Source organism: Vibrio owensii CAIM 1854 = LMG 25443 (genome assembly GCF_000817815.1).
Taxonomy (GTDB): Bacteria; Pseudomonadota; Gammaproteobacteria; order Enterobacterales; family Vibrionaceae; genus Vibrio; species Vibrio owensii.
Map to the genome: position 1 here is coordinate 80,981 of NZ_JPRD01000006.1, position 25,209 is coordinate 106,189.

Annotated in this window: 21 protein-coding genes and 19 tRNA genes; 2 read left to right on the plus strand and 38 right to left on the minus strand. The window is 46.6% G+C overall.

The features are described from left to right. Positions 1-266: 266 nt before the first annotated feature. The 12 genes from lipA to leuS all read right to left on the minus strand — a co-directional run bounded on the left by lipA (position 267) and on the right by leuS (position 12,836). A complete protein-coding gene (gene lipA / locus H735_RS02580) occupies positions 267-1,232 on the minus strand; it encodes a lipoyl synthase (protein ID WP_005438574.1) in 966 nt (321 codons plus the stop codon). Continuing rightward, the gene (gene lipB / locus H735_RS02585; RefSeq protein WP_005438575.1) at positions 1,229-1,891 is read right to left on the minus strand and encodes a lipoyl(octanoyl) transferase LipB; all 663 of its coding nucleotides are present in this window, start codon (positions 1,889-1,891) and stop codon (positions 1,229-1,231) included. The genes lipA and lipB overlap by 4 nt, the downstream gene beginning before the upstream one ends. Before the next feature lie 176 nt (positions 1,892-2,067). Further along, complete coding sequence (gene ybeD, locus H735_RS02590) at positions 2,068-2,346, minus strand: DUF493 family protein YbeD (protein ID WP_005384135.1); 279 nt, start codon at positions 2,344-2,346, stop codon at positions 2,068-2,070. A 126-nt stretch (positions 2,347-2,472) separates the two neighbouring features. Continuing rightward, positions 2,473-3,651 carry a serine hydrolase gene (locus tag H735_RS02595; RefSeq protein ID WP_005438576.1) on the minus strand — a complete coding sequence of 393 codons (1,179 nt, stop codon included), beginning with the start codon at positions 3,649-3,651 and terminating at the stop codon, positions 2,473-2,475. Positions 3,652-3,743: 92 nt separating this feature from the next. Continuing rightward, on the minus strand, positions 3,744-4,547 hold the full coding sequence (locus H735_RS02600; protein ID WP_009705646.1) for a septal ring lytic transglycosylase RlpA family protein: 804 nt from the start codon (positions 4,545-4,547) through the stop codon (positions 3,744-3,746). A gap of 3 nt (positions 4,548-4,550) precedes the next feature. Beyond that, positions 4,551-5,672, minus strand: coding sequence for a rod shape-determining protein RodA (gene rodA, locus H735_RS02605; RefSeq protein WP_020196475.1), 1,122 nt, complete (start codon positions 5,670-5,672; stop codon positions 4,551-4,553). After that, positions 5,672-7,597 (minus strand): penicillin-binding protein 2, encoded by a 1,926-nt coding sequence (gene mrdA, locus H735_RS02610; RefSeq protein WP_020196476.1) that lies wholly within the window; start codon positions 7,595-7,597, stop codon positions 5,672-5,674. Before mrdA ends, rodA begins: the two co-directional genes overlap by 1 nt. Before the next feature lie 29 nt (positions 7,598-7,626). Beyond that, positions 7,627-8,097: a 23S rRNA (pseudouridine(1915)-N(3))-methyltransferase RlmH gene (gene rlmH, locus H735_RS02615; protein WP_005447517.1), complete on the minus strand. Its 471-nt coding sequence runs from the start codon at positions 8,095-8,097 to the stop codon at positions 7,627-7,629. A 4-nt stretch (positions 8,098-8,101) separates the two neighbouring features. Then, on the minus strand, positions 8,102-8,419 hold the full coding sequence (gene rsfS / locus H735_RS02620) for a ribosome silencing factor (RefSeq protein ID WP_027726719.1): 318 nt from the start codon (positions 8,417-8,419) through the stop codon (positions 8,102-8,104). 89 nt (positions 8,420-8,508) lie between these two features. Then, positions 8,509-9,528, minus strand: coding sequence for a DNA polymerase III subunit delta (gene holA / locus H735_RS02625; RefSeq protein WP_009705649.1), 1,020 nt, complete (start codon positions 9,526-9,528; stop codon positions 8,509-8,511). A 5-nt stretch (positions 9,529-9,533) separates the two neighbouring features. Further along, positions 9,534-10,091, minus strand: a complete 558-nt coding sequence (locus tag H735_RS02630; protein WP_020196478.1) for an LPS-assembly lipoprotein LptE — start codon at positions 10,089-10,091, stop codon at positions 9,534-9,536. A gap of 171 nt (positions 10,092-10,262) precedes the next feature. Next, positions 10,263-12,836, minus strand: coding sequence for a leucine--tRNA ligase (leuS, locus tag H735_RS02635; protein WP_020196479.1), 2,574 nt, complete (start codon positions 12,834-12,836; stop codon positions 10,263-10,265). 155 nt (positions 12,837-12,991) lie between these two features. On the opposite strand from leuS, the gene H735_RS02640 reads away from it, so the two are divergent. Then, entirely contained in the window at positions 12,992-13,462 is a 471-nt protein-coding gene (locus H735_RS02640) for a zinc ribbon-containing protein (RefSeq protein ID WP_005438586.1), read from the plus strand. Positions 13,463-13,520: 58 nt separating this feature from the next. Here the strand turns inward: H735_RS02640 and lnt are convergent, their stop codons facing one another. The 5 genes from lnt to miaB all read right to left on the minus strand — a co-directional run bounded on the left by lnt (position 13,521) and on the right by miaB (position 19,147). Beyond that, positions 13,521-15,041 (minus strand): apolipoprotein N-acyltransferase, encoded by a 1,521-nt coding sequence (gene lnt, locus H735_RS02645; protein WP_027726720.1) that lies wholly within the window; start codon positions 15,039-15,041, stop codon positions 13,521-13,523. A 37-nt stretch (positions 15,042-15,078) separates the two neighbouring features. Beyond that, positions 15,079-15,978, minus strand: a complete 900-nt coding sequence (corC, locus tag H735_RS02650; protein ID WP_005438590.1) for a CNNM family magnesium/cobalt transport protein CorC — start codon at positions 15,976-15,978, stop codon at positions 15,079-15,081. 106 nt (positions 15,979-16,084) lie between these two features. Beyond that, positions 16,085-16,549, minus strand: coding sequence for an rRNA maturation RNase YbeY (ybeY, locus tag H735_RS02655; protein ID WP_020196481.1), 465 nt, complete (start codon positions 16,547-16,549; stop codon positions 16,085-16,087). Between the two features lie 2 nt (positions 16,550-16,551). Then, positions 16,552-17,649 carry a PhoH family protein gene (locus H735_RS02660; protein WP_005438593.1) on the minus strand — a complete coding sequence of 366 codons (1,098 nt, stop codon included), beginning with the start codon at positions 17,647-17,649 and terminating at the stop codon, positions 16,552-16,554. A gap of 73 nt (positions 17,650-17,722) precedes the next feature. After that, on the minus strand, positions 17,723-19,147 hold the full coding sequence (gene miaB / locus H735_RS02665; protein WP_020196482.1) for a tRNA (N6-isopentenyl adenosine(37)-C2)-methylthiotransferase MiaB: 1,425 nt from the start codon (positions 19,145-19,147) through the stop codon (positions 17,723-17,725). 258 nt (positions 19,148-19,405) lie between these two features. On the opposite strand from miaB, the gene H735_RS02670 reads away from it, so the two are divergent. Continuing rightward, positions 19,406-20,581, plus strand: coding sequence for a 2-octaprenyl-3-methyl-6-methoxy-1,4-benzoquinol hydroxylase (locus tag H735_RS02670; protein WP_020196483.1), 1,176 nt, complete (start codon positions 19,406-19,408; stop codon positions 20,579-20,581). A 154-nt stretch (positions 20,582-20,735) separates the two neighbouring features. On the opposite strand, the gene H735_RS02675 is transcribed toward H735_RS02670, so the two are convergent. The 21 genes from H735_RS02675 to pth all read right to left on the minus strand — a co-directional run bounded on the left by H735_RS02675 (position 20,736) and on the right by pth (position 25,074). Then, positions 20,736-20,820 (minus strand) — tRNA-Leu (locus tag H735_RS02675). Between the two features lie 54 nt (positions 20,821-20,874). After that, positions 20,875-20,949, minus strand: a tRNA-Gln gene (locus tag H735_RS02680). Positions 20,950-20,995: 46 nt separating this feature from the next. Then, positions 20,996-21,080: transfer RNA gene (locus H735_RS02685), tRNA-Leu, on the minus strand. 54 nt (positions 21,081-21,134) lie between these two features. After that, positions 21,135-21,209: transfer RNA gene (locus tag H735_RS02690), tRNA-Gln, on the minus strand. Positions 21,210-21,256: 47 nt separating this feature from the next. Next, positions 21,257-21,341: transfer RNA gene (locus H735_RS02695), tRNA-Leu, on the minus strand. 53 nt (positions 21,342-21,394) lie between these two features. Then, positions 21,395-21,471, minus strand: a tRNA-Met gene (locus H735_RS02700). Positions 21,472-21,493: 22 nt separating this feature from the next. Continuing rightward, positions 21,494-21,578, minus strand: a tRNA-Leu gene (locus H735_RS02705). 65 nt (positions 21,579-21,643) lie between these two features. Further along, positions 21,644-21,718, minus strand: a tRNA-Gln gene (locus H735_RS02710). 39 nt (positions 21,719-21,757) lie between these two features. Beyond that, positions 21,758-21,842: transfer RNA gene (locus H735_RS02715), tRNA-Leu, on the minus strand. Positions 21,843-21,893: 51 nt separating this feature from the next. After that, a tRNA-Met gene (locus tag H735_RS02720) sits at positions 21,894-21,970 on the minus strand. A gap of 41 nt (positions 21,971-22,011) precedes the next feature. Beyond that, positions 22,012-22,096: transfer RNA gene (locus tag H735_RS02725), tRNA-Leu, on the minus strand. A gap of 64 nt (positions 22,097-22,160) precedes the next feature. Further along, positions 22,161-22,235, minus strand: a tRNA-Gln gene (locus H735_RS02730). Between the two features lie 30 nt (positions 22,236-22,265). Further along, positions 22,266-22,350, minus strand: a tRNA-Leu gene (locus H735_RS02735). A gap of 33 nt (positions 22,351-22,383) precedes the next feature. Next, positions 22,384-22,458: transfer RNA gene (locus H735_RS02740), tRNA-Gln, on the minus strand. A 16-nt stretch (positions 22,459-22,474) separates the two neighbouring features. Beyond that, a tRNA-Leu gene (locus H735_RS02745) sits at positions 22,475-22,559 on the minus strand. A gap of 74 nt (positions 22,560-22,633) precedes the next feature. Next, positions 22,634-22,710, minus strand: a tRNA-Met gene (locus H735_RS02750). An 80-nt stretch (positions 22,711-22,790) separates the two neighbouring features. Continuing rightward, positions 22,791-22,865: transfer RNA gene (locus H735_RS02755), tRNA-Gln, on the minus strand. A 31-nt stretch (positions 22,866-22,896) separates the two neighbouring features. Continuing rightward, positions 22,897-22,981: transfer RNA gene (locus H735_RS02760), tRNA-Leu, on the minus strand. 39 nt (positions 22,982-23,020) lie between these two features. Then, positions 23,021-23,097: transfer RNA gene (locus H735_RS02765), tRNA-Met, on the minus strand. 284 nt (positions 23,098-23,381) lie between these two features. Then, positions 23,382-24,473, minus strand: coding sequence for a redox-regulated ATPase YchF (gene ychF, locus H735_RS02770; RefSeq protein ID WP_009705656.1), 1,092 nt, complete (start codon positions 24,471-24,473; stop codon positions 23,382-23,384). A gap of 10 nt (positions 24,474-24,483) precedes the next feature. Further along, positions 24,484-25,074 carry an aminoacyl-tRNA hydrolase gene (pth, locus tag H735_RS02775; RefSeq protein ID WP_020198204.1) on the minus strand — a complete coding sequence of 197 codons (591 nt, stop codon included), beginning with the start codon at positions 25,072-25,074 and terminating at the stop codon, positions 24,484-24,486. Positions 25,075-25,209 lie beyond the last annotated feature (135 nt).

Sequence of the window (25,209 nt, forward strand, 5' to 3'; positions counted from 1 at the left end):
ACGGACCCGTTCTATTTCTGCGATTCGGTTTGATTATTTGATTGATGAAAGGTCCTCACTTGAGGGCCTTTTTGTTTTTCTAGCGTATGGAAATATCAGCTTAGAGTGTGTTTAAAAGAGATTCCTGATATCGCCTAGGCTCTTCGGAAGGATGTGCTATTGGTTTGAGGAGATAGGCTCGTTATCAGAACGACAGTAGTTTAGATTCAGCAGACACAAAAAAGGTTGGCATTGAGCCAACCTTTCTTTTCAAAACAAGCGAGTGCTTATTTAATCTCAATACCTTGAGCCTGCATATCGGCATGGTAAGAAGAGCGAACAAATGGACCACACGCTGCGTGAGTGAAGCCAAGCTCTAGTGCGATTTCTTTTAGCTCGTCAAACTCTGAAGGTGGAACGTAACGTTCTACTGGTAAGTGGTGACGGCTTGGTGCTAGGTACTGACCAAGAGTCAACATAGTTACGCCATGTGCACGAAGGTCTTTCAGTACTTCAACGATCTCTTCTTTGGTTTCACCAAGACCCATCATTAGACCTGATTTCGTCGGTACATTTGGATGCTGCTCTTTGAATTTTTGCAGCAATTGAAGTGACCACTTGTAGTTCGCGCCTGGGCGAGCTTTACGGTACAGACGAGGTGCTGTTTCTAGGTTGTGGTTGAAGACATCTGGCGGGTTGTCTTTCATTAGATCAAGTGCCACATCCATACGACCACGGAAGTCAGGAACCAGCGTTTCAATCTTGATGTGCGGGTTTAGTTCGCGGATTTCGCGGTTACAGTTAGCAAAGTGCTCCGCACCGCCGTCGCGCAAATCATCACGGTCAACAGAAGTGATTACAACGTACTTCAACTTCATGTCTGCGATGGTTTTCGCTAGTTTCTTCGGCTCTTCAGCTTCAACAGCAAGCGGACGACCATGGGCAACGTCACAGAATGGACAGCGGCGGGTACAGATCGCGCCTAGGATCATGAAAGTAGCCGTACCGTGGTTAAAACACTCAGCTAGGTTAGGGCAAGACGCTTCTTCACATACTGAGTGAAGGTTGTTCTTACGCATTGCTGATTTGATGTCTTGAATACGTTGGCTGTCGGCTGGTAGCTTGATTTTCATCCAATCAGGCTTACGTAGCACTTCTTTCTGCTCTGTAGGCATGTTCTTTACGGGAATCAATGCCATCTTGTCGGCGTCGCGGTATTTAACGCCTTTTTCCATCTGGATTGGTTTGCTCATGCTTTGTTACCTTGAGAAGGTGCTTCTGTGCTGAATTCTACTTGCTCGTAATCAAGCAAAGTAACGAGTTCTTGTATTAGTTGTTTTTCCACGGCTTCGATGTCTTCTGGCCCGCCAACTTGGCTAACCTGAACCATCTCCATTCCTTCATAGCCACATGGGTTTATACGTAAAAACGGACCTAAGTCCATATTGACGTTCAACGCTAGGCCATGGAATGAGCATCCTTTTCGAATGCGAAGTCCGAGAGAACATATTTTTTTACCGTCGACATAAACGCCCGGAGCGTCAGGTCGTGCAGCAGAATCGATATTGTATGCCTTAAGAGTGTTAATAACGAGGTTCTCGATGTGCGTAACGAGATCTCGCACTCCTAATTTCTTGCGACGTAGATTGATCAAGAAGTACGCGACTAATTGACCCGGGCCATGATAAGTCACCTGACCACCACGATCGCTTTGAACGACAGGAATATCACCCGTATTAATCAGGTGCTCGGCTTTGCCCGCCTGACCTTGCGTGAATACTGGGTTGTGTTCTACCAACCAAACTTCATCAGGCGTGTCGTCTGTGCGTTGGTCAGTGAACTCATGCATCGCCTTCCATACAGGCTCATAATCTTGGCGTCCAAGTCGTTTCACAACAAGTTGGTGTTGCATGGGAATTCCTGTCGCTAATAAATAAAGTTTTTGGATTATAAACCGGATGAACCCGATGCTCTACAGCTGAGTAACAGATTTTTAACTGAAAGATATGTTGGTTTGCATTATCTATATGATAAATAAAAAGAAAGCAGCCGAAGCTGCTTTCAAAAAAAATTTAATTTATCAAAAAATTATAGAACCATGCGTACGATGTCGATTTCACCCAGTTCTTTGTAAAGGGTTTCAACCTGCTCGATAGACGTTGCAGTGATGTTGATAGACACCGAGTGGTAGTTGCCCTTAGCACTTGGTTTTACTGTTGGGCTGTAGTCACCTGGAGCATGGCGCTGGATAACTTCTAGAACTAGCTCTGGAAGCTCAGGCTTTGCATGACCCATTACCTTGTATGTAAATGAACAAGGGAACTCAAGCAGGTCTTTCAATTTTGCATCAGAGTTGATGGTTAGCATATCGGTAACTCCAGTTGGTATTCGTTGCGGTGCGAAATAGTACAGTCAAATTAGGGTGAACTCAAGATTAACAAAGCCGCCCTAGTTGGCGGCTTTGCAGACTTGTTTGTTGGTCAGAAGCGACTGTTAGAAGAAGCTCTTAAACAACAATACGATGTAGTCCCACATGCGGCTGAATAGGCTGCCTTGGTCTACTGTTTCCAGTGCCATTAGTGGGTACTCAGCAATATCTTCACCATCAATCTGATAGTATAGCTTACCAACTACATCACCTTTCTTAATTGGGGCTTCTAGCTCTTTTTCAAGTACGAAGCTTGCTTTTAGGTTCTTCGCTTCGCCGCGAGGTAGCGTCACGTAAGTATCTTGGTCAAGACCCAGTGCTACTGTGTCTTTGTTACCCATCCATACTTTTTCTTCTACGAAGGTTTCACCCGCTTTGTGTGGTGCCACTGTTTCGAAGAAGCGGAAACCGTAGCTCAGTAGCTTTTTGCTTTCTGATTTACGTGCGTTTGCATCTTTTGTACCCATTACAACAGCAACCAGACGCATCTGACCTTCTGTTGCAGAACTCACTAGGCTGTAACCTGCATTGCTCGTGTGACCAGTTTTGATACCGTCAACGTTCATGCTCTTATCCCACAGTAGACCGTTACGGTTGTACTGAGTGATACCGTTGTAAGTGAATTTCTTATCAGAGTAGATACGGTACTCGTCTGGCACGTCACGGATCAGTGCTTTACCAAGTAGCGCCATATCGTAAGGCGTTGAGTATAGGTTCGGGTTATCTAGACCGTGAACGTTCGCGAAGTGCGTGTTCTTCATGCCTAGTGTGTTTGCCCATGCGTTCATTAGGTCAACGAATGCGTCTTCTGAGCCAGCAATGTGTTCTGCCATTGCCACACAAGCATCGTTACCCGATTGAATGATGATGCCGCGGTTTAGGTCGTGAACCTTAACCGTTGTGCCTACTTCGATGAACATTTTTGAAGAATCAGGGAAGTTTTTCGCCCAAGCATTCTTGCTGATGGTCACATCATCGTCTTCTGAAATATTACCACGCGCTAGCTCTTGGCCAATTACGTAGCTGGTCATCATTTTTGTCAGACTAGCAGGAGACAATTTTGTGTTCATCTCTTTCTCAGCCAGAACTTTACCTGAGTTGTAATCCATAAGGACATAACCTTTAGCTGCGATTTGAGGCGCATCTGGGACAACAACTGGTGAAGCAAAAGCAGATTGAGCGATGGTTGCAGATAGGGCAACCGAAGAAACGAGAATAGATTTCACAAACTTATTTTTATTCATGGTAATTCAAATTTTTTGGTTAACTGTCGACATCTTACCAGAATCCCCACTTATGTAAGAGGGGCTCTGCATAGAAAATCATGACACCAAGGTCATTTGCCAGTTTTGTGTTTTTTAATAAATGCGGACGAATAGCCGAGCAACTTTACTTTATCCAGAGTGGCTTGCGTCAGGGAATAGTCAGTATATGGACCCAACAACAAGCGATACGTATCTTTCGTTGATTCCAAGAAAGTTTCCGTATCCAGCTTTTGACCAAGCTCTTGGCCTAAAGTTCGCGCTCGATCTTCATATTTTGAAGAAGCAACTTGGATGACATATCTCGGGTGCGCAGCGAGTGACTTTTCATCGGTTGGTTTGTCTACCGTGATAACTTCAATCTCTACGTTCGCAGTACCGGTTTTTACGACATCTAGCTTATGTGCCGCGGCGTAGCTCAAATCAATGATGCGACCTTCGTGGAAAGGGCCCCGGTCATTAACACGTACAACGGTTGATTTGCCATTGTCGGTATTAGTGACTTTCACGTAGCTTGGTAGTGGCAGCGTTTTGTGCGCTGCTGTCATCGAATACATGTCGTAGATTTCACCGTTCGATGTTAAGTGGCCTTGGAATTTCTTGCCGTACCATGAGGCACGGCCTTTTTCTGTAAAGCCTTTCGCATCACGAACGATTTTGTAATCCGAACCGCGTAGGTTGTAATCGCTGTTACCGCCTAAGCTGTACGGCTCATATTTAGGATGCGCATCCTCAATGTGCTCGACCGAAAGTGGTTTGTCAGGAGCCACATCGGATTCAAGTTCATAACGGCCGTCTTGCTTTTTTTGGTCGGTAGAAGAACAGCCGGCCAAAATCACAGCAGAGAAGACTAAGGAATATAAAGCGCGTTTTTGCATGGTCTAGGTTGCCTTAGAGAATGCTTTTCGATGCGTATGGATCGACATCAGAATGCCAAAACCAGCCATAAGCGTCACCATCGAGGTACCACCATAACTGATCAACGGTAAAGGTACGCCTACTACAGGTAGGATGCCACTCACCATGCCGATATTTACAAAAATATACACAAAGAAGCTGAGTACAATACTGCCTGCCATCATTCGACCAAACGCAGTTTGCGCTTGGCTAGCGAGGTAGAGACCTCGGCCAATAATAAATAGATAGATGGTTAGTAGGCAAAGAAATCCAATCATACCCCATTCTTCTGCAATTACTGCAAAGATAAAGTCAGTGTGTCGCTCTGGAAGGAATTCCAGTTGTGATTGAGTACCTTGCAACCAACCTTTGCCTGAAATACCGCCAGAGCCAATCGCGATTTTACTTTGGATAATGTGGTAGCCCGCGCCAAGCGGATCTGATTCTGGGTTAAACAAAGTACGTACGCGAACTTTTTGGTATTCGCGCATCAAGAAGAACCACAGAATAGGAATGAAACCACCGAGTGCGATGGCGGCGCCCGCAATGATCTTCCAGCTGATACCTGCCAAGAAAATAACGAAAATACCGGAAGCGGCAATCAGAATCGACGTACCTAAATCAGGCTGTTTTGCGATAAGAATGGTTGGTAAACACACCATAATTAGCGCGACGATGAGTGTTTTGAATGTCGGCGGAAGTGGTTGGCGGCCGATGTAACGCGCGACCATTAACGGCACCGCGAGTTTGAGAAGTTCGGAAGGTTGGAATCGAACGAAGCCAAGGTTTAGCCAGCGCTGAGCACCTTTGGAGGCTTCACCAAAGAACAACACGCCAAACAGCAGCACCACACCACCAACAAACATCAATGGGGCGAGGCTTTCATAGGTTCTGGGCGAGATTTGCGCCAGAACGATCATCACAACCAAAGACAGCACCATACGCATCGCTTGGCGATCCATCATCGCCAAGCTTTGACCACTTGCGCTGTACATAATAACTAGGCCAAAGCCCATCAATGCAAAGATGCCAAGCAATAACGGCAAGTCGATATGGAAGCGTTCAAACAGGGCGCGGTTTTTACCTGTAGAGGGATCCATTTTCATTACTGCGTTACCTCTTCTTTCGCGTTGTTTTGCTCTTCATCAGGTTCTATTTTTTCAGGGCCGATAATGACTCGGTCGAAGATCTTTCTCGCGACTGGCGCACCGTTACTGGAACCACCACCGGCGTTTTCTAGCACGACTGATACCACAACTTCAGGGTCTTCAAATGGGGCAAAGCCAGTGAACAAGGCGTGGTCGCGTAAGTGTTCGGCGACCTCATCGGCGTTGTACTCTTCGTCTTCGCCAAGGCCAAATACCTGTGCCGTACCAGACTTACCTGCGGTTTGGTAATCCATGTTGTAGAAAGAGCGACGAGCGGTGCCTTTCGTGCCATGGTTTACTAAACGCATGCCTTCTTTCGCCATATTCCAGTACTTGTCTGGCACATTTTGAATAGGTGGGTAGGTGACGTATTCTGAATTTTCTTGCTCTTCGAAATCACCGCCGTTATCGATGGTGGCTTTCAATAAGTGAGGAGCGGTCACAGCACCTTCGTTGACCAGTACTGAGGTTGCTTTGGCAATCTGCATAGGCGTTGCTGTCCAGTAACCCTGACCGATACCAACCGGAATCGTGTCACCCTTGTACCAAGGCGTTTTATGACGAGCCATCTTCCATTCACGAGTCGGCATGTTGGCCTTACTTTCTTCGTAAATATCGATGCCCGTGTAGTCACCAAAACCAAACATCATCATCCAATTCGAGATGCGGTCGATTCCCATGTCATAAGCCACTTGATAGAAGAAGGTATCCACGGACTCTTCAATCGATTTAATGATATCAACTCGGCCATGGCCCCATCGTAACCAGTCACGGAATGGACGAGTGTCTGAATTTGGAATGCGCCAGTAACCCGGGTCATTACGCGTTGTTTTTGGTGTGATAACACCTTCTTCCAGCGCTGCCACTGCCATAAATGGCTTGATGGTTGAGGCGGGTGGATAGATACCTAGTGTCGTTCGGTTCACCAATGGGCGGTTTTTGTCGTTCAGTAGGGCGCGGTATGCTTTGCCAGAAATACCGTGTACGAAAGCGTTCGGGTCGTAACTTGGGCTCGACACCATCGCAAGTACGCCGTTGTCTCTTGGATCAAGTACGACAGCACTGCCACGTCGACCATCAAGCAGTTGGTGTACGTAGAGCTGTAGGTTGATATCAAGGTTCAATACGATGTCTTTGCCCGGGATCGGTGGTACGTACTTTAAGGTGCGGATCACGCGGCCACGACTGTTGACTTCAACTTCTTGATAGCCGGCAGTTCCGTGCAATAAATCCTCGTAGTACTTTTCAATACCTAACTTACCGATGTCACGAGTCGCTTGGTAGTTGGCATCTTTTTCTTCACGGATCAGACGTTGCATATCACGATCGTTAATACGCGATACGTAGCCGATAACGTGGGTAAGAACTTCACTGAATGGATAATAGCGTTTCAGTGTTGCGCTGATTTCCACACCAGGGAATCGGTATTGATTTACCGAGAAGATAGCCACTTGGCTTTCATCTAATTGAGTCAGTAATGGTACCGATTTGAAGCGGCGAGTACGCTTGCGTTCACGATGGAAACGCTCGACCTGTTCTGGTGTGATCTCAAGGATGGTTTGTAGCTCTTTGATCGTACCGTCAATGTCTTTGATTTTTTCTGGAGTCAGTTCCAAGTTGAAGACAGGGCGGTTTTCAGCGAGCAAAATACCGTTGCGGTCATAGATAAGACCACGGTTAGGCGCAATTGGCACCACTTTGATGCGGTTGTCGTTAGAACGGGTTTGGTAGTCTTGGAACTGGTTCACCTGAATGTTGTACATGTTGGCGACCAGCAAGCCCATCAAAATGACGATACCCAGAAAAGCAAAAATAGCGCGACTAGAAAATAGGCGCGCTTCTGCTTGGTAATCTCGAATTTGACTGCGGCGTTTACGAATCATTAACGCTTGTCTCTACAGCTTAGTAGCGATTATTCGCGGTGGTAAGGGTGGTTAGCAGTAATGCTCCACGCTCGGTATAAACTTTCCGCCATCACGATACGCACAAGTGGGTGCGGTAGCGTCAGGGCTGACAGTGACCAACTTTGGTCTGCAGCGGCTTTACATGCTGGAGCTAAACCTTCAGGGCCACCGATCAGAATCGATACGTCACGTCCATCGAGTTTCCACGCTTCCAATTGTTCTGCCAGTTGTGGGGTGTCCCACTTTTTGCCCGGGATATCTAGGGTGACGATACGTGCACCTTTCGGCACGGCTGCCAACATCGCTTCGCCTTCTTTTTGCAAGATACGCGCGATGTCTGCATTTTTGCCGCGTTTGCCCGCAGGGATTTCAACCAACTCGAGTGGCATATCGTGTGGGAAACGACGACGGTATTCTTGAAAACCTTCTTCGACCCATTTTGGCATTTTTGTGCCGACGGCAATTAGTTGAATTTTCAAACGATTAACCCCAGAGTTTTTCTAGTTGGTATAGCTCGCGGTGCTCTTCTTGCATCACGTGAAGCATTGCGTCACCCATATCTAGGACAACCCATTCACCTTCATTTTCGCCTTCCATACCTAGCGGCTCTAGACCTGCTTTCTTCACTTCAGATGCGACGTGATCAGCGATAGATGAAACGTGACGCTTAGACGTACCAGTACAAATGATCATGTAATCTGTCACGCTTGATTTGCCTTCTACACCTAGAATAACAATCTCTTCCGCTTTCATGTCGTCGGCTTTATCGGCTAAAAAGTCTTTAAGTTCTTCGCGAAGCACTCGGTTTTCCTCGGTATTTTCTTTTCTGTCTGTGGGCTTTTGAATGATGGTCATCAAAACTGGTCGCGCACTATATCACGCTTTGAATGTTAAATTGCCAGCTTAATATCAGGAGAGCAGGTTTCTAAGCTCAACTGGTGGATCGTTGGCCACACAGATTCATCATATTGAGTTTTGGCTTTTATCTCGGCATGCGCCAAAAGAGACAAAAGTGCACAAATTCGTGAGGCTGACAGACGAGTCAGAGCAGCATTGTAGAGTGGACGTTTGTTTTGCCACACTCGATGCTTTTCAAACACCTGACTCATGCCCATTTGGGTTAAGTCACGGTGCATATTCAGTAGTTGGTTGAACTCTTTTTGGACACTACGGATCAGAATAACGGTTTCTACGCCTTCTGCTTCCAGTTGGCGCAGAATGCGTTGGGCACGGTTGCCTTTGCCAGCAAGTAGAGCATCAATCCAGTGGAACGTTGTAAAGTGGTTATGGCGGCTTAGAGCCTCTTCTAAGCGTACAACGGTCAGTTCACCATCAGGATAGAGTAGAGCAAGTTTCTCTAAACTTTGCGATAGCGCGAACAAATTACCTTCGTGCCACTGTGCCAACATTTGCAGTGATTGTTGGTCTGCTTTTAGCCCTAAAGCTCGGCAACGTGCTTGGACGAACATTGGTAAACGCTGTAAATCTGGCGTTAAGCAGCTTACCCAATCGCCTTTGCCGCTCAGAGCTTTAAACCACTTTGCGTTCTCTTGCGCTTTGGTCAGCTTGCTACCCACAACCACAAGCATGATGTCGTCGTGCAGCATTTCGCATAGGTTGACCAGCTCTTTACTGATCGCTGCGTTAGCTCCTGCCTCTGGCAGCTCCAGCTCAATGAGTTGACGGCTAGAGAATAGACTTAGCGCTTGGAAGCAGTCGTACACTTGATTCCAATCTAAGCTGGCATCGACAGCAAAACGGTGTCTTTCTTCAAAGCCTTGTTGACGAGCCATGTTTTGGATCGTTTGACGGCTTTCTTGAATCAACAGAGGTTCATTACCAAAGATCAGGTAAACCTGCTTAATGTGTTTCGCTAGATGGTCAGCCAGCTTGTCGGCAAAAATTCGCATTCTGATTAAGAGTTTGTGTTCGTAGAGTTAGCGTTTGTTGTCTCAGGAGCAACGTGGCCTTGTTCGTATTCCGCTCGAACACGACCAAGCTGACGCATCATTTGGCTCGCCGCTTGTTGACGCATTTCGTCTTCGATTACATCACGTTCAACCGATTTTGCTAGTGCAGTTAGCGGGTTGTCTAGGTAGTTACGGTTTACCGTTGTCGTAAAGTTTTTTGCGCCGAAACCCGGAATGGTCACGCGGTATTGCACTACGTAAGTCAGTTCTTTTTCTGCAGCACGGCTGTTTTGGTACAGAGACAGCGTGCGTTCGTCGATGGTTGCTTCAATGAGATGCAGGTTTGGTGTATTCGAAGATGGTTGAACCAAGTCGACTTTATTCAATTCAAGTTGATCGCGGATGTAGCGCGTAAGAGGGCTGTATTCGTCGTAGCTTGTGAAAGACATTGTGTGCAGTTCTTCCGGAACGGAGTACTCACCACGAAGGTGAAAACCACAGGCAGAAAGAAGCCCCGCTAATACCAATACCACTGGTAGTTTAATCAAAGAGAAAAAGCGCATTGATTGTATTCATCCTAAATTGAAGGGGTTATTTACCTTAAGCCACTCGGCGTGAATGGTTTGAGGTAAATAAACAGGGTGATGACTCACCCTGTTAAAAGACTCATGCCGAACGAATAAGTTCGCTCGGCGTTGAGTTTTTGCAAGCTGCGTTTCGTTAATAGCGAGAGGCTAGTTTGCAACGATGTTCAATAGTTTACCTGGTACGTAAATGACTTTACGGATAGTTAGGCCATCTAGGAACTTCTTCGCGTTCTCATCGTTTAGACCAAGCTCACGAACTTGCTCTTCTGAAGCGTCAGCAGCAACAATTAGTTTCGCACGTAGCTTACCGTTGATCATTACAACGATAGTCTTCTCGTCTTCAACCAGTGCTTTCTCGTCAAACGTTGGCCAAACTGCGTTATCGATGTCTGATTCACCTAGCGCAGTCCATAGCTCGTATGAGATGTGCGGAGTGATTGGGTAAAGCATTGCAACTACGGCTTTAAGTGCTTCATCAAGGATCGCACGATCTTGTGCTGACTCTTGAGGCGCTTTCGCAAGCTTGTTCATCAGTTCCATGATAGCGGCAATCGCAGTGTTGAATGTTTGACGACGAGCGATATCGTCAGTCACTTTTGCGATAGTCTTATGAACGTCGCGACGTAGCGCTTTTTGGTCACCAGAAAGTGCAGCTGTATCAACAGACTCAGCAGCGCCTTTTGAAGCGTGAGTGTTAACCAGTTTCCAAACACGTTTCAAGAAGCGGTTAGCACCTTCTACACCAGACTCTTGCCACTCAAGTGTCATGTCTGCTGGTGAAGCAAACATCATGAATAGACGTACTGTGTCAGCACCGTACTTGTCTACCATCTCTTGTGGGTCGATGCCGTTGTTCTTCGACTTAGACATTTTGATCATGCCTGAGTGTTCAACGTTGCGACCTTCGTTGTCCGTAGCAGAAGTGATGCGACCTTTACCGTCACGCTCAACTTTAACGTCAGTTGGAGCAACCCACTCTTTACCGCCTTTCTCGTTCTCAAAGTAGAACGCGTCTGCTAGTACCATGCCTTGACACAGTAGTTGTTTGAACGGTTCGTCAGACGTTACGTAGCCCGCATCACGTAGCAGTTTGTGGAAGAAGCGAGAGTACAATAGGTGCATACAAGCGTGCTCGATACCACCGATGTACTGGTCTACTGGTAGCCAGTAGTTTGCTTTTTCTGGATCTAGGATGTCGTCAGCTTGTGGTGAACAGTAACGTGCGTAGTACCAAGAAGACTCCATGAACGTATCGAACGTGTCAGTCTCACGTAGAGCAGGTTCGCCGTTGAAGGTTGTCTTCGCCCATTCTTTGTCTGCTTTGATTGGGCTTGTTACGCCGTCCATTACCACGTCTTCTGGAAGAATGACTGGTAGTTGGTCAGCGGGTACTGGGTGAACTTCACCGTCTTCAGTGGTTACCATTGGGATTGGCGCACCCCAGTAACGTTGACGAGATACACCCCAGTCACGTAGACGGAAGTTAACTGTCTTGGTGCCTTTGCCTTCAGCTTCTAGCTTCGCTGCGATTGCATCGAATGCTGCTTGGAATTCTAGGCCGTCAAATTCACCTGAATCGAACAGTACACCTTTCTCTGTGTATGCCGCTTCAGAAACGTCTAACTCGCTGCCATCAACTGGCTTGATAACAGGCACGATATCTAGACCGTACTTAGTTGCGAATTCGAAGTCACGTTGGTCGTGTGCAGGTACTGCCATTACAGCGCCTGTACCGTAGTCCATCAATACGAAGTTCGCTACGTAAACAGGAACTTCACGGCCGTTCAATGGGTGGATAGCAGTAAGGCCTGTTGCCATACCTTTCTTCTCCATTGTCGCCAATTCAGCTTCAGCTACTTTAGTGTTCTTACACTCTTCGATGAACGCTGCTAGTTCTGGGTTGTTCTCTGCTGCGATGGCCGCTAGAGGGTGGCCTGCTGCGATACCAACGTAAGTCACACCCATTAGTGTGTCTGGACGTGTTGTGTAAACTTCTAGGTCTTGTTGACCTTTAACTTCAAACTTAAGTTCAACACCTTCAGAACGACCGATCCAGTTGCGCTGCATGGTTTTAACCATTTCTGGCCAACCTTCAAGTTTGTCTAGATCGTCTAGCAGCTCTTGAGCGTATTCTGTGATCTTGATAAACCACTGAGGAATTTCTTTTTGCTCTACTGGAGTGTCACAACGCCAGCAGCAGCCGTCTTCAACCTGCTCGTTTGCAAGAACAGTTTGGTCGTTTGGACACCAGTTAACAGAAGAAGTCTTTTTGTAAACCAGACCTTTCTCGTAAAGCTTAGTGAAGAACTCTTGCTCCCAACGGTAGTACTCAGGTGTACATGTTGCGAATTCACGGTTCCAATCGTAACCAAAGCCAAGAAGCTTAAGTTGGTTCTTCATGTATTCGATGTTTTCGTAAGTCCAAGGTGCAGGCGCGGTGTTGTTTTTAACCGCTGCGTTTTCTGCAGGTAGACCAAACGCATCCCAACCGATTGGTTGCATTACGTTTTTGCCTTGTAGGCGTTGGAAACGAGATACTACGTCACCGATGGTGTAGTTGCGCACGTGACCCATGTGCAGTCGGCCACTTGGGTATGGGAACATGGATAGACAGTAGAATTTTTCTTTGTTTGGGTCTTCACTTACAACAAAGGTCTTGTTGTCATCCCAGTGCTTTTGAACTTTCTGTTCAAGGTCTTGTGGATTGTATTGTTCTTGCATCGATGGTATCCGGTTATCTTGGAATTTGTGAGTTCGGTTAGAACAGACTTAAATAGATCGTCATAGAATACCTAAAGCTAGGGATCACAACAATAGCCAATCTATACCCATGCGCCTTGAAGTGACGCTTGGTAGTGGAAAGATGGAGGTCAGTTATGCCTAAACGTAAAGCAGGTTATGAGGAAATGCTCGAGGATGTGATTGAAACCTTGAAGCACAGTCCGGATGAAGTTAACAAAGTATTCGAAACGTCGGGCAAAGTGGTGGACGCTGCCAACGACATGACCAAAGACGAACTCTCACTGATATCCGCTTATGTAAAAGCCGATTTAAAAGAGTTTTCCGACAACTATGAAGAAGGTAAGAGTGGGCCTTTCTATCTCACGATTGCTGATTCAATTTGGCAAGGTCTGCTCGATATTACCGATCGAACCAAAGTAGAATGGGTCGAGCTATTTGATGATTTGGAGCATCAAGGGCTTTATGAAGCGGGCGAGGTGATTGGTCTCGGTACTTTAGTTTGTGACGAGTGTGGTCATAAGACGACATATAATCACCCAACCGTGATCATTCCATGTATCAAGTGCAATCACACCGGATTTAGTCGTCAGTCACTCAAGCCATAGCGTTTGTAGTCGAAAGAACAAAGAATAAAAAAGAGGCCCTAGAGCCTCTTTTTTGCGTTTATGACTTTTTCTTTCTTGGTAACCACCAAGCAAGTAGCAAGCTCAGCGCCGACCAAATGTACAGCGGCCAAGTGCCTACGACGCGGTATGGTGTTTGTCCATCAGTTGGAACAAGTTCTGCACGAAGTACGGCAGTTTCAAACTGAGGGATCTGTTCAATCACTTTGCCTTTGTGGTCTGTTACTGCGGTTACGCCATTGTTGGTAGAGCGAATAAGTGGCTTACCAAGCTCAAGAGCACGCATACGCGCGATTTCCATGTGTTGCAATGGACCAATCGAATGACCGAACCACGCGTCGTTAGACAGCGTTAGAATGAAATCAGTATCGTCAGTGACGTTTTGGCGTACTTGTTCGCTGAAGATGATCTCGTAACACAGTGCTGGGTCCATATGCTTACCGTTCGCCACGATATTTGGCTGAACAAAGTCGCCACGGCTGAACGATGACATCGGTAAGTTGAAGAATGGCGCTAGTGGACGCAGTACATCTTCAAACGGAACAAACTCACCAAATGGTAATAGGTGGTGTTTGTGGTAGCGCTTATCCATATCAAAGCTGTAGTCGCCGTATGGATTCACACCAAGCGATAGAATGCTGTTGTAGAACTGGCCGTCTTCACCTTGGTTCACGACACCGGTAATGATGGCACTGTTGTTCATCTTCGCGGCGGCATCGATGTTTCTTAGGAAAGATGGTACTTCGATTTCAAACGCAGGAATGGCAGCCTCTGGCCATACAATGATGTCCGCATCCCAGTTTTCACGAGTTAGATCTGCGTACTTCATGATGGTTGGCCAACGTTGGCTCGGTAACCATTTTAGATTTTGGTCAACGTTACCTTGGATCAGCGCCACTTTGGTGGTGTCTTCAACACGAGGGGTTACCCAGTCGTATTGGCGAATACCAAAGCCCGCACTTAATAGCACCACAGGGATGACGATCATCAACCACTGTTTGTGAACCCAAGCGTAAGCGAGCGCACCGGCGCTGATCATAATGAATAGCGTTAGAAGCTCTACGCCACCAATAGGGGCGAAGCTTGCGAAAGGCGCGTCGATTTGGCTGTAGCCAAGCCATAGCCAAGGGAATCCTGTCATCACCCAACCACGCAGCCAATCAGTAACTAGCCATAACGCTGGAGCTGCCAGGAGGGCTTTGCTTATCGTGAATTCAGGGAAGAACTTATTACTGAGCCAAGCAAACAGGCCGGTGTAAACCGACAGGTAAGCGATCAGTAGGCCCATTAGGAAGACGTTTGCAATCAGCGGCATACCGCCAAAGCCAGCAATGCTGACGTAAACCCAACTTACACCCGTAGCGAATTGTCCTAAACCCCATGCATAACCGATCCAAAGCGCACGCTTAGGTGACTGGTTTGCAAGAAGAATAAGTAGGATAGCAGGGCTGAGTATGGCGATTGGCCATAACTGGTAAGGGGCAAATGCTAGGGTAGTGGAGGCGCCAACAAAAGCGGCCACTAAGGGCCGCTTGAGGCGATGAAAGAGTACATTCATCATTATATTTTTCTGATATTCCCGTTGTTAGGGTATCGCGTTACTCTTGAGTGGCTTCAACCAGCGTTTCTTCGTCTGGAATCGTCACTTGTAGTTGAATGACACGACGGTTGTCGGCAGCCGTTACTTTGAAGCTGTATGCATCAATTTCTACGACTTCGCCACGCGATGGTAGGTGACCAAAAGCAGTCATTACCATGCCGCCAACGGTATCCACTTCTTCATCGCTGAAGTTGGTACCGAATGTCTCATTAAACTCTTCAATGGTTGTCAGAGCTCTGACAGCAAACGTGTGTTTGCTTAGCTTACGGATATCGGTTTCTTCATCGTCATCGAACTCATCTTCAATATCCCCTACGATTTCTTCAAGGATATCTTCGATAGTCACTAGACCAGAAACGCCACCGAATTCATCGACAACAATCGCCATGTGATAACGTTCTTCACGGAATTCTTTCAACAGACGGTCGACACGTTTACTTTCCGGTACAACCACTGCTTGTCGAATTACTTCTTCGATATCAAATGGGTTACTGCCTGAGCCCAAGTATTTGAGTAAGTCCTTCGCTAGTAGAATGCCTTCCACGTGGTCTTTATCTTCGCTGATCACAGGGTAGCGAGAGTGTTGAGCATCAGTAATTAGCGCGATCAAAGTATCAAGATCGTCTGTGCGCTCAACGGTAACCATTTGCGAACGCGGGATCATGATGTCACGCACGCGCATTTCGGAGATTTCCATAACACCTTCAAGCATGTCGCGGGTGTCGTGGTCAATCAGGTCATTAATTTCAGAGTCGCGGATTACATCTACAAGCTCTTGGCGGTCTTTTGGTTCGCCTTGAAATAGTTGACCTAGACGTTCAAAGAAGGACTTTCTACTCGGACCTTCTGCCTTTTCTTTCTTGCCTTCATTAGAAGAGGGAGAATTATCTTCGTTCATTGTTTCTCAATTAAGTAACGCTATCAGATGTGTGATAGCTCACATAGAAAGACGAGCACGAGATGGTTATCTGGGTGGTTCGTCTTTCCCTGTCGAGCAACCAAAGTTACTCTTTTTCAGCAATATACGGGTCTTCGTAACCCATACCTTGCATGATTTCTGTCTCGAGGGATTCCATCTCTTCAGCTTCATCATCCTCGATATGGTCATAACCTAGCAGATGCAAGCTGCCATGTACAACCATATGCGCCCAATGTGCTAGTAGGGGCTTGTTCTGCTCTACTGCCTCTTTTTCAACAACTTGGCGACAGATAATCAAATCGCCCAGTAGATCCATCTCCATACCTGGTGGTACTTCGAATGGGAAAGATAGCACGTTGGTCGGCTTGTCTTTACCACGGTATTCGTGGTTTAGCTCGTGACTTTCTTGCTCGTCGACAATACGAATCGTCAGTTCCGCTTGTGGTTGGAAAAGAGGAATAGTCTTATCTAGCCACAATTGGAAATCTTGTTCAGAAGGTAAGCCTTCTTCACTTTCGACTGCCAGTTGCAAATCAAGTTCAATTGCCATGGTTATTCCTTAGTTGCCGCGACTTGTGCGCTAAGCTCTGCTTTGGCTGCTTCTAGCAGTTTGGCATCACGTTCTTCACGACGGCGTTTTTCAAACTCTTTACGTTCTTTCTGGTCTTGCGCTTCCCACTTCTCGTAAGCGTTAACGATACGAGCAACCACAGGGTGGCGCACTACGTCGTCAGCTTGGAAGAAGTTAAAGCTGATGTCATCAACTTCGCTCAGTACTTCAATTGCATGACGAAGACCCGATTTTGCACCACGAGGCAAGTCAATCTGTGTCACGTCACCGGTGATAACTGCACGAGAGTTGAAGCCGATACGCGTTAGGAACATCTTCATCTGCTCAACGGTGGTGTTTTGGCTCTCATCAAGAATGATGAAGGCGTCGTTTAGAGTACGACCACGCATGTAAGCAAGAGGTGCCACCTCAATCACGTTACGTTCAATCAGCTTTTCTACGCGCTCAAAGCCCAGCATTTCAAATAGGGCATCGTACAGAGGACGTAGGTAAGGGTCGACTTTCTGGCTCAAATCACCAGGTAGGAAGCCCAGTTTCTCGCCCGCTTCAACCGCAGGACGAGTTAATAGAATACGACGGATCTCTTGGCGCTCTAGTGCGTCAACGGCTGCTGCAACCGCTAGGTAAGTTTTACCTGTACCTGCAGGACCGATACCGAAAGTGATATCGTGCGTCACCATGTTCATCAGGTATTGACCCTGATTTGGTGTACGAGGCTTGATCACGCCTTTCTTAGTTTTTACGAAGACTTCTTTACCGTGTTCGATGTTCGACTCGGTATTTTGCTCCAACACACCTGATTCTTTGATCGCCAGATGGATCTGCTCTGGTTCGATATCAGGCGTTTCGCCGCGGACAGGAGCGGTGTCTACATAAAGGGTTTTCAGAATATCCAGCGCAGCAGCTGCGGTATGAGGTTTACCGACAATGGTGAAAAGGTCGCTACGGTGGTTAATTTCAACGCCTAGACGACGTTCTAAATGCTTGATGTTGTCATCGAATGGACCGCACAGGCTTGCTAGTCGGCGGTTGTCTGAAGGTTCTAGATTGATTTCTAGCGTTACGATTTTATTGCTCAATGTTGCCTCTCATTTTATGCCATTTAACGAGAGCCTGATAACGACCAGGCCCTCAATGGCTATTTGTACGAGCTTATGGCGTAAAAGTAGCTACACCTAGCTCATCTTCGCGACGCGTTTTCGCCATCATTTGCGTTGGTGAAATCACGCTACGAAGGTCCATGTCTTTTTCTGTACGTACTAGATCACCGCGTAGTGAGTTAGCAAATACATCCGTAATCTTCACGTCAACGAACTGACCGATTAGGTCTGCGCTACCTTCAAAGTTTACTACACGGTTGTTTTCTGTACGAGCACGAAGCTCCATTAGGTTCTTCTTAGAAGGACCTTCAACCAGAACGCGTTGCTCAGTGCCTAGCATTAGGCGAGAGTAGCGCATTGCTTGTGCGTTTACGGTTTGTTGTAGCTCGTATAGACGCTCTTTCTTCACTTGCTCTGATAGGTCACAAGGGTAATCTGCCGCTGGCGTACCTGGACGTGGAGAGAAGATGAAGCTGAAGCTCATGTCAAAGTCTACGTCTTTGATTAGCTTCATTGTGTCTTGGAAATCTTTGTCTGTTTCACCAGGGAAACCAACGATAAAGTCTGAACTGATTTGGATATCAGGACGTGCTTTACGCAGTTTACGGATGATCGACTTGTACTCAATCCCAGTGTGAGGACGTTTCATCATAGTCAGCACTCGGTCACTACCACTTTGTACTGGTAGGTGAAGGAAGCTCACTAGCTCAGGTGTGTCTTCGTATACTGCGATGATGTCATCAGTAAACTCTAATGGGTGGCTTGTTGTAAAGCGGATACGATCAATACCATCGATAGACGCAACCAAACGAAGCAGTTCTGCAAATGAACAGATTTCACCGTCGTGCATAGGACCACGGTACGCGTTTACGTTTTGACCGAGTAGGTTTACTTCACGTACGCCTTGATCTGCTAGCTGTGCGATTTCGAACAGTACGTCATCCATTGGACGGCTTACTTCTTCACCACGAGTGTACGGTACTACACAGTAAGTACAGTACTTAGAACAGCCTTCCATAATAGAAACGAATGCCGTTGCACCTTCAGCACGAGGTTCAGGTAAACGGTCGAACTTTTCGATTTCTGGGAATGAAATGTCCATTACTGGTGCTTCATCCGATTGAGATTGTTTGATCATCTCAGGAAGACGGTGAAGAGTTTGTGGACCAAAAATTACATCAACGTATGGAGCACGCTGACGGATGTGATCACCTTCTTGAGTTGCTACACAACCACCTACGCCGATAACTACGCCAGGCTTTTTATCTTTTAGTGTCTTCCAACGGCCAAGCTGGTGGAAAACTTTCTCTTGCGCTTTTTCACGGATCGAACAGGTGTTAAGTAGAAGTACGTCTGCTTCCTCTGGCTCTTCGGTCAGCTCATAGCCGTTTGCAGCATTAAGCAGGTCGGCCATTTTTGATGAATCGTATTCGTTCATCTGGCAGCCCCAGGTTTTAATTAGCAGTTTCTTACTCATCTCACTTTCGCTCGTTCAGTTGTTCTTAAATCGGAGAGCTATTGCTCAAATTATAGCCGCCATCTCGGCGGTAAGCGGCGTATTGTACTGCTTTAAAAAGCACCTGACTAGTGATCTGACAAATTCTCTGCAAACCCTGATGAAATCTAGTTTTTTGCCCTATATACAGCAAGGTTTTTTGTTAAACAATTTTGTAAAAATAGCCACGGAACGTACAATTAAAAAACGCCAATTAATCAATATGATGAAGAGCAAAAAATGAACAAGTATGACATCGCCGTAATCGGTGGCGGCATGGTCGGGGCAGCGGTGGCTGTTGGCTTTGCCAAGCAAGGCAGAAGCGTTGTAGTGGTAGAAGGTGCTGAGCCAAAGGCGTTTGAGGCTTCTCAAGCGTTGGATATTCGCGTTTCTGCGATTTCTCATCAGTCAGTGAAGCTACTTGATTCATTAGGTGCATGGTCAGCAATTGAGAGCATGCGAGTGTGTCCTTATCGCCGTTTGGAAACGTGGGAGCACCCAGAGTGCCGTACTCGTTTTCACTCTGATGAACTCTCATTGGAGCAGTTAGGATACATTGTTGAAAACCGCCTAATCCAACTAGGCCTTTGGCAAATTTTCGCACAATACGACAACTTAACGGTGATGTGCCCAGAGCGATTGAAAGACATCGAATTTGCCGAGGTAAACCGTGTAACGCTAGAAAGCGGCGAGCAGTTTGAAGCGAGTTGGGTGGTTGGTGCCGATGGCGCGAACTCAAAAGTTCGTCAATTGGCGGGTATTGGCGTAACCGCATGGGATTACCGTCAACACTGTATGCTGATCAACGTGAAAACCGAACTTCCTCAACAAGACATCACTTGGCAGCAATTTACTCCGTCAGGTCCACGCTCTTTCTTGCCATTATGCTCATTAACTGAAGATGGCAAAGAAGTAGGGCAGGGCTCGCTGGTGTGGTATGACTCGCCAAAACGCATTAAGCAATTGTGCGCGATGACCAAACCTCAGCTAAAAGAAGAGATCCTACGTCATTTCCCTGCTGAACTAGGTGATATCGACGTTTTACAGTTTGGTTCATTCCCACTGACTCGCCGTCACGCTCAAAGTTATTCAAACAAGAATTGCGTGTTAGTGGGCGATTCTGCACATACAATTAACCCACTTGCTGGGCAAGGCGTGAACCTTGGCTTCAAAGATGTTGATGTCCTGCTTTCAGTGACGGATCAGCAAGAGCAACTTAATGATGCATTACTTGCCAAGTATGAGCGCGCGCGTCGACCAGATAACTTGTTAATGCAAACGGGCATGGATGTGTTCTACAAAGGCTTTAGTAATGATTTGGGCCCATTGAAGTTCGCTCGTAATGCAGCATTAAAGTTGGCGGAAAACTCAGGGCCGATTAAAGCGCAAGTATTGAAGTACGCATTGGGTATGTAAGTCTGGATACCCTTAAGCGTCAGGTAGAAAAGTAATAGATAGAAAAAAAGCGAGCCATGAGCTCGCTTTTTTAATTCGATAAATCAGAGATCTACCGAGTCCAGAATCGGAAAAAAGAAAAAACCCAGCAAATTAATGCTGGGTTTTTCAATCATGGTGCGGTCGGAGAGACTTGAACTCTCACACCTTGCGGCGCCAGAACCTAAATCTGGTGCGTCTACCAATTCCGCCACGACCGCATCGTATTTTTTAGTCACTAAGGTAATTGGTATAACCTTAACAACGTTTTGTAATGGCAGGGCTACCTGGATTCGAACCAGGGAATGGCGGCATCAAAAGCCGCTGCCTTACCGCTTGGCGATAGCCCTACAGGTCTTAGTCTTTCAACTAAGTGCTTTCCATTTAAGGAAAGTATGGTGCGGTCGGAGAGACTTGAACTCTCACACCTTGCGGCGCCAGAACCTAAATCTGGTGCGTCTACCAATTCCGCCACGACCGCATCGTGTTTTTTAGTTACTAAGGTGATTGGTATAACCTTAACAACGTTTTGTAATGGCAGGGCTACCTGGATTCGAACCAGGGAATGGCGGCATCAAAAGCCGCTGCCTTACCGCTTGGCGATAGCCCTACAGGTCTTAGTCTTTCAGCTAAGTGCTTTCCATTTAAGGAAAGTTATGGTGCGGTCGGAGAGACTTGAACTCTCACACCTTGCGGCGCCAGAACCTAAATCTGGTGCGTCTACCAATTCCGCCACGACCGCGCTTTAACGCTTCTGATCAATAGTCTTAAGTATAAACTATTTATCGGAATAAATGGTGGCTACGACGGGATTCGAACCTGTGACCCCATCATTATGAGTGATGTGCTCTAACCAGCTGAGCTACGTAGCCAACAATATGTTTTTAATTAAGATGGTGCGGTCGGAGAGACTTGAACTCTCACACCTCGCGGCGCCAGAACCTAAATCTGGTGCGTCTACCAATTCCGCCACGACCGCATCTTAATTGTTGTTATCGAGAGAATTGGTAAAACCTCAATAACGTCCCTTTAAAGGGAGAATAATGGCAGGTCTACCTGGATTCGAACCAGGGAATGGCGGCATCAAAAGCCGCTGCCTTACCGCTTGGCGATAGACCTACGGGTGATAGTCAAAAGACATATCAAATTAGAAAAGTATGGTGCGGTCGGAGAGACTTGAACTCTCACACCTTGCGGCGCCAGAACCTAAATCTGGTGCGTCTACCAATTCCGCCACGACCGCGACTTTTCTAAATCATCTAGGAAATTGGTAAAACCTAGACAATAAAATAAATGGTGGCTACGACGGGATTCGAACCTGTGACCCCATCATTATGAGTGATGTGCTCTAACCAGCTGAGCTACGTAGCCAACAATATGTTTTAACAACATATGTATTCTTTTAATTAAGATGGTGCGGTCGGAGAGACTTGAACTCTCACACCTTGCGGCGCCAGAACCTAAATCTGGTGCGTCTACCAATTCCGCCACGACCGCGTCTTAATTGTTGTTATCGAGAGAATTGGTAAAAACTCAATAACGTCCCTTTAAAGGGAAAATATGGCAGGGCTACCTGGATTCGAACCAGGGAATGGCGGCATCAAAAGCCGCTGCCTTACCGCTTGGCGATAGCCCTACATTGCTCTAATAAAAGAGACTTTAATTATGGTGCGGTCGGAGAGACTTGAACTCTCACACCTTGCGGCGCCAGAACCTAAATCTGGTGCGTCTACCAATTCCGCCACGACCGCATAACTACTGAGTAAACTCAATAATTAAAATAGTGGCAGGTCTACCTGGATTCGAACCAGGGAATGGCGGCATCAAAAGCCGCTGCCTTACCGCTTGGCGATAGACCTGCAGGCAATAAATATATGGTGCGGTCGGAGAGACTTGAACTCTCACACCTTGCGGCGCCAGAACCTAAATCTGGTGCGTCTACCAATTCCGCCACGACCGCATCTTGAAATCTATTAACCATTAGTTAATTGGTAAAAACTAATCGTTGAATTTTTTCTTTCATTAAAGAAAGAATGGTGGCTACGACGGGATTCGAACCTGTGACCCCATCATTATGAGTGATGTGCTCTAACCAGCTGAGCTACGTAGCCATCTTTTTGAGCGAGACAATATAAACCTTCACGCTCTAAGTGACAACCCTTTTTCTTAAAGGAATCTCACTTTGGAATAATGGCAGGTCTACCTGGATTCGAACCAGGGAATGGCGGCATCAAAAGCCGCTGCCTTACCGCTTGGCGATAGACCTGCAGGCAGTAGTATTTCTACTACTTAAAACATGGTGCGGTCGGAGAGACTTGAACTCTCACACCTTGCGGCGCCAGAACCTAAATCTGGTGCGTCTACCAATTCCGCCACGACCGCATCTATTCCTAACTATTCTAATAAAAGAATGTTTAGGAATGGTGGCTACGACGGGATTCGAACCTGTGACCCCATCATTATGAGTGATGTGCTCTAACCAGCTGAGCTACGTAGCCAATACCATATTTTTCGTTCTCGTCGCTAAGTTGCCTTGTTGTCGGGAACGGCGCGCATTATGCGAAGTTGAGTGAGATCCGTCAACAGTTTTTTTCAATAAATCCCGCAAAATCCATCGTTCGCTTCCTTTTTAAACAAAGAGGCGCGTTTATGATCTAAAACTGGAAATAAATTGGCTTGGAGTGAGGGAGTTTATTTTCTGTTGTTTATGAAAGGTATAAAAAAAGCCAGCACTACGGCTGGCTTTTTATGTAAATGAAGTGTTTAAAATTCATTCACTTAATTATACGTTGAAGCGGAAGTGTACAACATCGCCATCCTTAACGATGTATTCTTTACCTTCTAGACGCCATTTACCTGCATCTTTCGCACCGCTTTCACCGTTGCATTGGATGAAATCGTCGTAACCAACAACTTCTGCACGGATGAAGCCTTTTTCAAAGTCAGTGTGGATCTTCGCTGCTGCTTTTGGCGCAGTTGCACCAACAGGGATTGTCCATGCACGAACTTCTTTCACGCCAGCTGTGAAGTAAGTTTGTAGGTTTAGCAGTTCGTAACCCGCGCGGATAACACGGTTTAGACCTGGTTCTTCGATACCAAGGTCAGCTAGGAACTCTTCACGCTCGTCGTCTTCTAGCTCAGCCATCTCTGATTCGATCGCTGCACATACAGGAACAACAACGTTGTTTTCTTTTGCTGCAAACTCACGTACTGCGTCTAGGTACGCGTTGTCTTCAAAACCATCTTCGTTCACGTTAGCGATGTACATAGTTGGTTTTAGCGTCAGGAAGTTTAGGTAGCCAATTGCTGCTAGTTCTTCTTTCGTAAGCTCAACAGTACGCGCCATGCCACCTTCCGTTAGGATAGGAAGCAGTTTTTCTAGAACCGTCAGTTCGAATTTTGCGTCTTTATCGCCGCCTTTTGCTTTCTTAGCGTTACGCTGAATCGCGCGCTCACAAGAATCAAGGTCAGCCATTGCTAGCTCAAGGTTGATAACTTCAATATCTTCGATTGGAGATACTTTACCTGCAACGTGAACGATGTTGTCGTTTTCGAAACAACGTACAACGTGGCCGATTGCGTCAGTTTCACGGATGTTCGCTAGGAATTTGTTACCTAGACCTTCACCGCGAGATGCACCTGCAACTAGACCAGCGATGTCTACGAATTCCATTGTAGTAGGCAGAACTTTCTGTGGGTTAACGATCTTTGCTAGAGCATCTAGACGTAGATCTGGCACAGGAACCACACCAGTGTTTGGTTCAATGGTACAGAACGGGAAGTTTGCTGCTTCAATACCCGCTTTAGTTAGTGCGTTAAACAGAGTTGATTTACCAACGTTAGGAAGACCAACGATGCCACATTTAAAACCCATGATAGTAACCTTATTCAGCTTTGAACGTGTGGAGGCGATTTTGTGCTTTTGATAGACCATCCTTAATTAGGATATCTAGACAGCGCACTGATTCGTCAGCTGCGGCGTCTAGTAGCTCTTGCTCTTTTGCTGGAGCTTTGCCTAGTACAAAACCTGCCACTTTATCTTTGTGTCCCGGATGGCCGATGCCGATACGAAGACGATAAAAATCTTTGTTATTGCCCAGTTTGCTAATCGTGTCACGCAGACCATTATGGCCACCGTGACCGCCACCTTTCTTAAACTTAGCGACACCTGGCGGTAAGTCTAGCTCGTCATGAGCAACCATGATCTCTTCTGGCTTAATTTGGTAAAACTTCGCGAGTGCTGCGATCGCCTTGCCAGATAGGTTCATGAAGGTGGTTGGGATTAGCAAACGGAGATCCTGGCCATTGACCAAAATGCGTCCTGTTAGGCCAAAGAACTTTGGTTCGTTCTTCAGGGTAACGTTGTGAACGCGAGCTAATTCTTCTACAACCCAAGCGCCCGCATTGTGGCGAGTTTTGGCGTATTCTGGTCCCGGATTAGCAAGACCAACAAGAAGTTTGATTGGTTGAGTCAAGGTTAGGATCTCTCTGGAATCTCAAAAAGCGCAGTATGATAGCACAGAATTCTCACAGTGGGCGACCAAGGGATTTTCTGCCTATCGATACAAATAAAAAAACACCCCAAAGAGGGGTGCTTTTAAAATCAGTCT

What these genes read in the sequence shown, in the direction of transcription:
- H735_RS02595 (WP_005438576.1), bottom strand. Translation starts at nt 3,651, where the DNA reads ATGAATAAAAATAAGTTTGTGAAATCTATTCTCGTTTCTTCGGTTGCC.
- ybeY (WP_020196481.1), bottom strand. Translation starts at nt 16,549, where the DNA reads ATGGCAATTGAACTTGATTTGCAACTGGCAGTCGAAAGTGAAGAAGGC.
- corC (WP_005438590.1), bottom strand. Translation starts at nt 15,978, where the DNA reads ATGAACGAAGATAATTCTCCCTCTTCTAATGAAGGCAAGAAAGAAAAG.
- H735_RS02600 (WP_009705646.1), bottom strand. Translation starts at nt 4,547, where the DNA reads ATGCAAAAACGCGCTTTATATTCCTTAGTCTTCTCTGCTGTGATTTTG.
- rodA (WP_020196475.1), bottom strand. Translation starts at nt 5,672, where the DNA reads ATGAAAATGGATCCCTCTACAGGTAAAAACCGCGCCCTGTTTGAACGC.
- lipB (WP_005438575.1), bottom strand. Translation starts at nt 1,891, where the DNA reads ATGCAACACCAACTTGTTGTGAAACGACTTGGACGCCAAGATTATGAG.
- lnt (WP_027726720.1), bottom strand. Translation starts at nt 15,041, where the DNA reads ATGATGAATGTACTCTTTCATCGCCTCAAGCGGCCCTTAGTGGCCGCT.
- mrdA (WP_020196476.1), bottom strand. Translation starts at nt 7,597, where the DNA reads ATGATTCGTAAACGCCGCAGTCAAATTCGAGATTACCAAGCAGAAGCG.
- leuS (WP_020196479.1), bottom strand. Translation starts at nt 12,836, where the DNA reads ATGCAAGAACAATACAATCCACAAGACCTTGAACAGAAAGTTCAAAAG.
- holA (WP_009705649.1), bottom strand. Translation starts at nt 9,528, where the DNA reads ATGCGAATTTTTGCCGACAAGCTGGCTGACCATCTAGCGAAACACATT.
- H735_RS02640 (WP_005438586.1), top strand. Translation starts at nt 12,992, where the DNA reads ATGCCTAAACGTAAAGCAGGTTATGAGGAAATGCTCGAGGATGTGATT.
- lipA (WP_005438574.1), bottom strand. Translation starts at nt 1,232, where the DNA reads ATGAGCAAACCAATCCAGATGGAAAAAGGCGTTAAATACCGCGACGCC.
- ychF (WP_009705656.1), bottom strand. Translation starts at nt 24,473, where the DNA reads ATGGGTTTTAAATGTGGCATCGTTGGTCTTCCTAACGTTGGTAAATCA.
- ybeD (WP_005384135.1), bottom strand. Translation starts at nt 2,346, where the DNA reads ATGCTAACCATCAACTCTGATGCAAAATTGAAAGACCTGCTTGAGTTC.
- H735_RS02630 (WP_020196478.1), bottom strand. Translation starts at nt 10,091, where the DNA reads ATGCGCTTTTTCTCTTTGATTAAACTACCAGTGGTATTGGTATTAGCG.
- miaB (WP_020196482.1), bottom strand. Translation starts at nt 19,147, where the DNA reads ATGAGTAAGAAACTGCTAATTAAAACCTGGGGCTGCCAGATGAACGAA.
- H735_RS02670 (WP_020196483.1), top strand. Translation starts at nt 19,406, where the DNA reads ATGAACAAGTATGACATCGCCGTAATCGGTGGCGGCATGGTCGGGGCA.